Source organism: Kitasatospora sp. NPDC002551, from assembly GCF_040296005.1.
Classification (GTDB): Bacteria; Actinomycetota; Actinomycetes; order Streptomycetales; family Streptomycetaceae; genus Kitasatospora.
Genome location: NZ_JBEOWI010000120.1, coordinates 1 through 6,987, shown reverse-complemented (window position 1 = coordinate 6,987; position 6,987 = coordinate 1). Strand labels below are relative to the sequence as shown.

Annotated in this window: 5 protein-coding genes and 1 pseudogene; 3 read left to right on the top strand and 3 right to left on the bottom strand. The window is 71.5% G+C overall.

Annotated elements, in window-relative coordinates; all coding sequences use genetic code 11:
- Window positions 1–95: 95 nt before the first annotated feature.
- Together ABT093_RS40110 and ABT093_RS40105 are read right to left on the bottom strand one after the other, a co-directional pair.
- A complete protein-coding gene (locus tag ABT093_RS40110; RefSeq protein ID WP_350572449.1) occupies window positions 96–557 on the bottom strand; it encodes a GNAT family N-acetyltransferase in 462 nt (153 codons plus the stop codon).
- Between the two features lie 58 nt (window positions 558–615).
- Entirely contained in the window at window positions 616–1,407 is a 792-nt protein-coding gene (locus tag ABT093_RS40105; protein ID WP_350572448.1) for a VOC family protein, read from the bottom strand.
- A gap of 201 nt (window positions 1,408–1,608) precedes the next feature.
- Between ABT093_RS40105 and recD2 the strand changes: the two genes are divergently transcribed.
- From recD2 to ABT093_RS40090, 3 genes are all read left to right on the top strand, one after another.
- Complete coding sequence (recD2, locus tag ABT093_RS40100; protein WP_350572450.1) at window positions 1,609–3,801, top strand: SF1B family DNA helicase RecD2; 2,193 nt, start codon at window positions 1,609–1,611, stop codon at window positions 3,799–3,801.
- Window positions 3,802–4,025: 224 nt separating this feature from the next.
- Window positions 4,026–5,315, top strand: a complete 1,290-nt coding sequence (locus ABT093_RS40095; protein WP_350572447.1) for a citrate synthase — start codon at window positions 4,026–4,028, stop codon at window positions 5,313–5,315.
- 536 nt (window positions 5,316–5,851) lie between these two features.
- A complete protein-coding gene (locus tag ABT093_RS40090; RefSeq protein WP_350572446.1) occupies window positions 5,852–6,571 on the top strand; it encodes an SDR family NAD(P)-dependent oxidoreductase in 720 nt (239 codons plus the stop codon).
- A gap of 77 nt (window positions 6,572–6,648) precedes the next feature.
- Here ABT093_RS40090 and ABT093_RS40085 read toward each other — a convergent pair.
- Window positions 6,649–6,987: pseudogene (locus tag ABT093_RS40085) on the bottom strand (heavy metal translocating P-type ATPase); the annotation flags it as partial.

Below are 6,987 nucleotides of genomic sequence, written 5' to 3'. Positions count from 1 at the left end.
TGCAGGGGGGACCCTGTGGGAGAGTAGGACGCCGCCGAACAAATTGTGAGAGAACCCCCGCCGGTATTCCGGCGGGGGTTCTCTGCGTTTCCGGGTCAGAGCGCCAGCTTGAAGCCGACGTGCGAGGGGACGAAGCCGAGGCGCTCGTAGAAGCGGTGCGCGTCGGTACGGGTGGCGTCGGAGGTGAGCTGGACCAGGTCGGCGTCGAGTTCGCGGGAGCGGTCGATCGCCCACTGGATCAGCCGGCCGCCCAGGCCGGTGCCGCGTTCGTCGGCGTGGATGCGGACGGCCTCGATGACGGTGCGGGTCGAGCCCTTCCGGGAGAGGCCCGGGATGACGGTCAGCTGCAGGGTGCCGATGGTCCGGCCGGCGCGTTCGGCGACCACCAGGTGCTGGTGCGGGTCGGCGTCGATGCGCGCGAAGGCGGTGCGGTAGGGGGCGAGGTCGCCGGGGCTCTCGCGGGTGGCGCCCAGCGGGTCGTCGGCGAGCATGGCCACGATGGCCGGCAGGTCGTCGCCGGTCGCCCGGCGGATGATCAGGTCGGTCTGGTCGGTCATGATCACACTCTAGGAGGCCCTGGGAGGCCCCTGGAGGGCCGGATGGCGTGATCGGGCGTCAGGAGCCCGGCGGGGCGCTGGTGATGACGGCGAAGACGGCTCCGTGCGGGTCGACGAGCTGGCCCAGCCGGCCGACGCCGTGCACGTCCGTGGCGGGGATCCGGACGGTCGCGCCGAGGCGTTCGGCGGTGGCGAGCCGGGCGTCGACGTCGGGGACCTCGACGTAGGGGAGCCAGTGCGAGGAGGTGCCGGCGGCGGTCTGCTCGGGGCCGAGCTGCATGATGCCGCCGTGGGCGTCCTCCGTGCCGCCGCCGGGCGGGGTGAGCACGGTGTACATGTCCTCGCCGACCGGGACGTCCTGCTCCTGCCAGGCGAAGACGGTGCGGTAGAAGGCCTTGGCCGCTTCGGCGTCGACGCTGTAGCACTCCGTCCAGCAGAGGCTGCCGGCCTCGGCGACGGTGTCCAGGCCGCGGACGTCGTGCGGCTGCCAGACCGCGAAGTCGGCGCCGGTGGGGTCGGTGTAGCCCGCCATCCGGCCGCTGGTGAAGACGTTGAACGGGGCGAAGCGGACCCGGCCGCGGGCCTCGCGGACCAGCTCCGTGGTGCGGTCGGCGTCGAGGGTGCAGAAGTAGACGGTCCAGGCGGGGCGGGCGTGGGTGTCGGTGAACGGGCCGAGGGCGGCGACCGTCCGGCCGTCCTGCCGGAAGAAGCCGTAGCCGCCGGCCTCGGGGCCTGCCGAGGTGTAGGTCCAGTCGAACACCTCGGTGTAGAAGGAGACCGAGTCCGCGGTGTCGGGGCTGGTGAGGTCGAGCCAGACGGGGGAGCCGGGGTGGAAGGCGGTGTTGAGCATGGCGGGCTGCCCTTCGACGGCGTGCGCGGTCCCTCCCTCGTCCCTCCAGCCTGGCACCCGGCCCCGAGGTGTCGCACCCGGACGGTACGGTGCGTAGCGGAAGTCGTCCCGCACGGTGAAGGGGGCCCGGTGGCCAGGCAGACAGGGGCGGGGACCGCCGTCGGTGGCGGGTCCGGCCGGGCGGACGCGGCGCCGCGCCAGTTGGCCCAGGTCGAGGGCGTGCTGGAGCGGATCACCTACGCCAACGAGGAGACCGGCTACACGGTGGCCCGGGTCGACACCGGGCGGGGTGGCAACGACCTGCTGACGGTGGTGGGCGCGCTGCTCGGCGCGCAGCCGGGGGAGTCGCTGCGGCTGCACGGGCGGTGGGGTTCGCATCCGCAGTACGGGCGGCAGTTCGTGGTGGAGAACTACACCACGGTGCTGCCGGCGACCGTGCAGGGCATCCAGCGCTACCTGGGGTCGGGGCTGATCAAGGGCATCGGGCCGCGGTTCGCGGAGCGGATCGTGGAGCGCTTCGGGGTGGACACCCTGGAGGTGATCGAGAACGAGCCGGGCCGGCTGATCGAGGTGCCGGGGCTCGGGCCGAAGCGGACGAAGAAGATCGCGGCCGCGTGGGAGGAGCAGAAGGCCATCAAGGAGGTGATGGTCTTCCTGCAGGGGGTCGGGGTCTCGACCTCGCTGGCTGTACGGATCTACAAACAGTACGGGGACGGCTCGATCGGGGTGGTGAAGAACGAGCCCTACCGGCTGGCGTCGGACGTCTGGGGCATCGGCTTCCTCACCGCGGACCGGATCGCCCAGGCCGTGGGCATCCCGCACGACAGCCCGGAGCGGGTGAAGGCGGGGCTGCAGTACGCGCTGTCGCAGAGCAGCGACCAGGGGCACTGCTACCTGCCGGAGGAGCGGCTGATCGCGGACGGCGTGAAGCTGCTCCAGGTGGACGTGGGGCTGGTGATCGACTGCCTGGCGGAGCTGGTGGCAGTGGAGGGGGTGGTGCGCGAGCAGGTGCCGGGGGTGGGCGGCGAGCCGATCACGGCGGTGTACCTGGTGCCGTTCCACCGGGCGGAGATCTCGCTGGCGAACCAGCTGCTGCGGCTGCTGCGGGCGGACACCGACCGGATGCCGTGGTTCGGGGACGTGGACTGGCCGGCCGCGCTGGCCTGGCTGGCCCGGCGGACGGGGGCGGAGCTGGCGCCGGAGCAGGAGCAGTCGGTGCGGCTGGCGCTGACCGAGAAGGTCGCGGTGCTGACCGGCGGGCCGGGGTGCGGCAAGTCCTTCACGGTGAAGTCGATCGTGACGCTGGCGCTGGCCAAGCGGGCCAAGGTGGTGCTGGCGGCGCCGACCGGGCGGGCGGCGAAGCGGCTGTCGGAGCTGACCGGGGTGGAGGCCTCGACGGTGCACCGGCTGCTGGAGCTGCGGCCGGGCGGGGACGCCGCGTACGACCGGGACCGGCCGCTGGACGCGGACCTGGTGGTCGTCGACGAGGCGTCGATGCTGGACCTGATCCTGGCGAACAAGCTGGTCAAGGCGGTGGCGCCGGGGGCGCACCTGCTGTTCGTGGGGGACGTCGACCAGCTGCCCTCGGTGGGGGCGGGGGAGGTGCTGCGGGACCTGCTGGCCGAGGGCGGGCCGATCCCGTCGGTGCGGCTGACCCGGATCTTCCGGCAGGCCCAGCAGTCGGGGGTGGTGACCAACGCGCACCGGATCAACGAGGGCCTGCCGCCGCTGACCGAGGGCCTGCCGGACTTCTTCCTGTTCGCGGAGGACGACGCGGAGCGGGCGGCGGGCCTGACGGTGGACGTGGTGGCGCGGCGGATCCCGCAGAAGTTCGGCTACGACGCCCGGCGCGACGTGCAGGTGCTGGCGCCGATGCACCGCGGCCCGGCCGGGGCGGGGAACCTCAACACGCTGCTGCAGGCGGCCGTGACGCCGGCCCGCGAGGGGCTCGCCGAGCGGCGGTTCGGCGGGCGGACGTTCCGGGTGGGGGACAAGGTCACGCAGGTCCGCAACAACTACGACAAGGGGCGGAACGGGATCTTCAACGGCACCGTGGGCGTGGTGACGTCCCTCAGCGTGGACGACCAGCGCCTGACGGTGCTGACGGACGAGGACGAGGAGGTGCCCTACGACTTCGACGAGCTGGACGAGTTGGCGCACGCCTACGCGGTGACGATCCACCGCTCGCAGGGCAGCGAGTACCCGGTGGTGGTGATTCCGGTCACCATGTCCGCCTGGACGATGCTCCAGCGAAATCTGCTCTACACGGCGGTGACCAGGGCCCGAAAACTGGTAGTGCTGGTGGGGTCACGGAAAGCGATCGGGCAGGCGGTTCGCAGCGTCAGCGCAGGTCGGAGGCATGCCGCGCTGGACCACAGGCTTGCGTCTGGATGATTCTCCAAGGGATGGTTGCCTCTATTGTTCTCTTGACGTGAAGAGATTTACGGCAGAGCCTGGTGGGGTGCCGATCTTGTCCGGTTCGTACCGGCTGCGGCGGCAGGTTTTGTAGGGGCGGGCCCTTTCGGGTCACCCCGGGTGCGCGGCTGTCCGCCGGATGGGGGATGGTAGAGACAGTCAGGGCACCTTGGAAGAGGATTCATTTCGTCGGTGAGGAAGACGTGAGCGACAACTCGGTAGTACTGCGGTACCAGGACGGCGAGTACGAATACCCCGTCGTCGAGAGCACTGCGGGCAACGCCGGCTTCGACATCTCGAAGCTGCTCCCGCAGACCGGCCTGGTCACCCTGGACAACGGCTTCGGCAACACCGCCGCCTACAAGTCCGCGATCACCTTCGTGGACGGTGACAACGGCATCCTGCGGTACCGCGGTTACCCGATCGAGCAGCTCGCCGGCAAGGGTGACTTCATCGAGACCGCGTACCTGCTGATCAACGGCGAGCTGCCGAACTCCGGGCAGCTCGCGCAGTTCAACCGCGAGATCACCCAGCACACCCTGCTGCACGAGGACGTCAAGCGCTTCTTCCAGGGCTTCCCGCGGGACGCCCACCCGATGGCGATGCTGTCCTCGGTGGTCGGCGCGCTGTCGACGTTCTACCCGGAGAGCCACAACCCGTTCGACGCGGCCCAGCGCCACCTGTCGACGGTCCGCCTGCTGGCGAAGCTCCCGACCATCGCGGCGTACGCGTACAAGAAGGCGATGGGCCAGCCCTTCGTCTACCCGCGCAACGACCTGAGCTACGTCGAGAACTTCCTGCGGATGACCTTCGCGGTCCCCGCCGAGGACTACGAGCTCAACCCGGTCGTCGTCAACGCGCTCGACAAGCTGCTGATCCTGCACGCGGACCACGAGCAGAACTGCTCGACCTCCACCGTGCGCCTGGTCGGCTCCAGCCACGCCAACCTGTTCGCCTCCATCTCGGCGGGCATCTCGGCGCTGTGGGGCCCGCTGCACGGCGGCGCCAACCAGGCCGTGCTGGAGATGCTGGAGAGCATCAAGGCCGACGGCGGCGACGTCGACGCCTTCATCACCAAGGTCAAGAACCGCGAGGCCGGCGTCAAGCTGATGGGCTTCGGCCACCGCGTGTACAAGGCCTTCGACCCGCGCGCCGCGCAGGTCAAGCAGCTCGCCCACGAGGTGCTCGGCCAGCTCGGCAAGTCCGACGAGCTGCTGGACATCGCGCTCAAGCTGGAGGAGCACGCGCTCAAGGACGACTTCTTCGTCTCGCGCAAGCTCTACCCGAACGTGGACTTCTACACCGGCCTGATCTACCGCGCCATGGGCTTCCCGACCAGCATGTTCACCGTGCTGTTCGCCCTCGGCCGGCTGCCGGGCTGGATCGCCCACTGGCACGAGATGATCAACGACCCGACCAGCCGGATCGGCCGTCCGCGCCAGATCTACACCGGCACCGCGATCCGCGACTACGTGGAGATCGACGCCCGCTGACGCCGTGCGCCCGCACTGACGTCACCAGCACGCCCTGACACCGTGCCACGAAGGCCCGGCCGCACTCCCGCGGCCGGGCCCTCGTGCTTCTCCGCAACGTCCGGCGCACGACTCCGGGGGCGGCTGTGGACCAGGGACGGCCGCTCAAAGCGTCCCTGACCCCGCCACACCCCGGCGCCGTGCGCGAAGGCCGCCAACCGTCGGCGACCGACCCGGGGCCCGCCGGAGCCCCGTCGGCGGCAGTGGTGGTCACGCGTCGACGCTGTGCCGTTCGCCGCGTCTCCGCCCACCGTAAAACTGCCGCACTACCAACCTAAGACGTATCAGGGTGTGAGAAGTTACGCCCGGGGGGTGTGAGCTGCCTCTCGCCACGCTCCGTGTGCGTGCGGTGCCGCCCCCATACCACACCTTCCACCGGCCGCGACGTCACCCTCCCCGCAGTCACGGCAACCGAGCGTGATAGGAATCGTGGCATTCCGGTACGGACCGTCCCGCACCTCGCAGCGTGGCGGCGGAGCTGGGGAGGGAGTGCGCAGATGACCAGGAACGTGGTTGTCACCGGCGGTGGCACGGGGATCGGGTACGAGGTGGCGCGGCGGTTCGCCGAGGCGGGCGAACGGGTCGTGATCGTCGGCCGTCGGCGGGCGGTGCTGGAGGACGCCGCCGGGGCCCTCGGAGCGAACGTGACCCCGCTGGTGTGCGACCTCGCCGACCCGGACGCCGTGGAGGGCGCGCTGGCCGGACTGCCCGAGCGGATCGACGTGCTGGTGAACAACGCGGGCAGCCGGGAGACCGTGATCGGCGCCGGACCGCACGCCCTGCTGGCCCGCTGGCGCGGGGACTTCGAGCGCAACGTGCTGACCGCGGTGCTGCTCACCGAGTCGGTCCGCGACCGGCTCACCCCGGGCTCCGGCCGGGTGGTCACCATCAGCTCGATCGCCGCCCTGCGCGGGGCCGGCTCCTACGGGGCGGCGAAGGCCTCGCTGCACGCCTGGAACCACTTCCTCGCCGCCCAGCTCGGCACCTCGGGCATCACCGCCAACATCGTGGCGCCGGGGACGGTGGCGGGCACCGAGTTCTTCGGGCCGCGGCTGGACGAGGCGGAGGTCTCCCGGCGGGCGGCCCGCACGCTGCTCGGGCGGATCGGGGAGACCGGCGAGGTGGCGGCGGCCGTCCACTTCCTGGCCTCGCCGGAGGCCGGGTTCATCACCGGCGAGATCCTGCACTGCAACGGCGGCGAGCTGCTCGGCCGCTGAGCCGCCCCGGAACGCCGCAGGGCCCGTACCGCGTCGGCGGTACGGGCCCTGCCCGGTCTCCGGGGCGCGGACGCGGGTCAGGCGGCCGCCCGGAAGCGGCGCAGCCGCAGGCTGTTGGTGAGCACGAAGACCGAGGAGAAGGCCATCGTGGCACCGGCGATCATCGGGTTGAGCAGTCCGGCGGCGGCCAGCGGGATCGCCGCCACGTTGTAGCCGAAGGCCCAGAACAGGTTGCCCTGGATGGTGCGCAGGGTCCGGCGGGAGAGCCGGATGGCGTCGGCGGCCGAGCGCAGGTCGCCGCGGACGAGGGTGAGGTCGCCCGCCTCGATGGCGGCGTCGGTGCCGGTGCCCATGGCGAGGCCGAGGTCGGCCTGGGCGAGCGCGGCGGCGTCGTTGACGCCGTCGCCGACCATCGC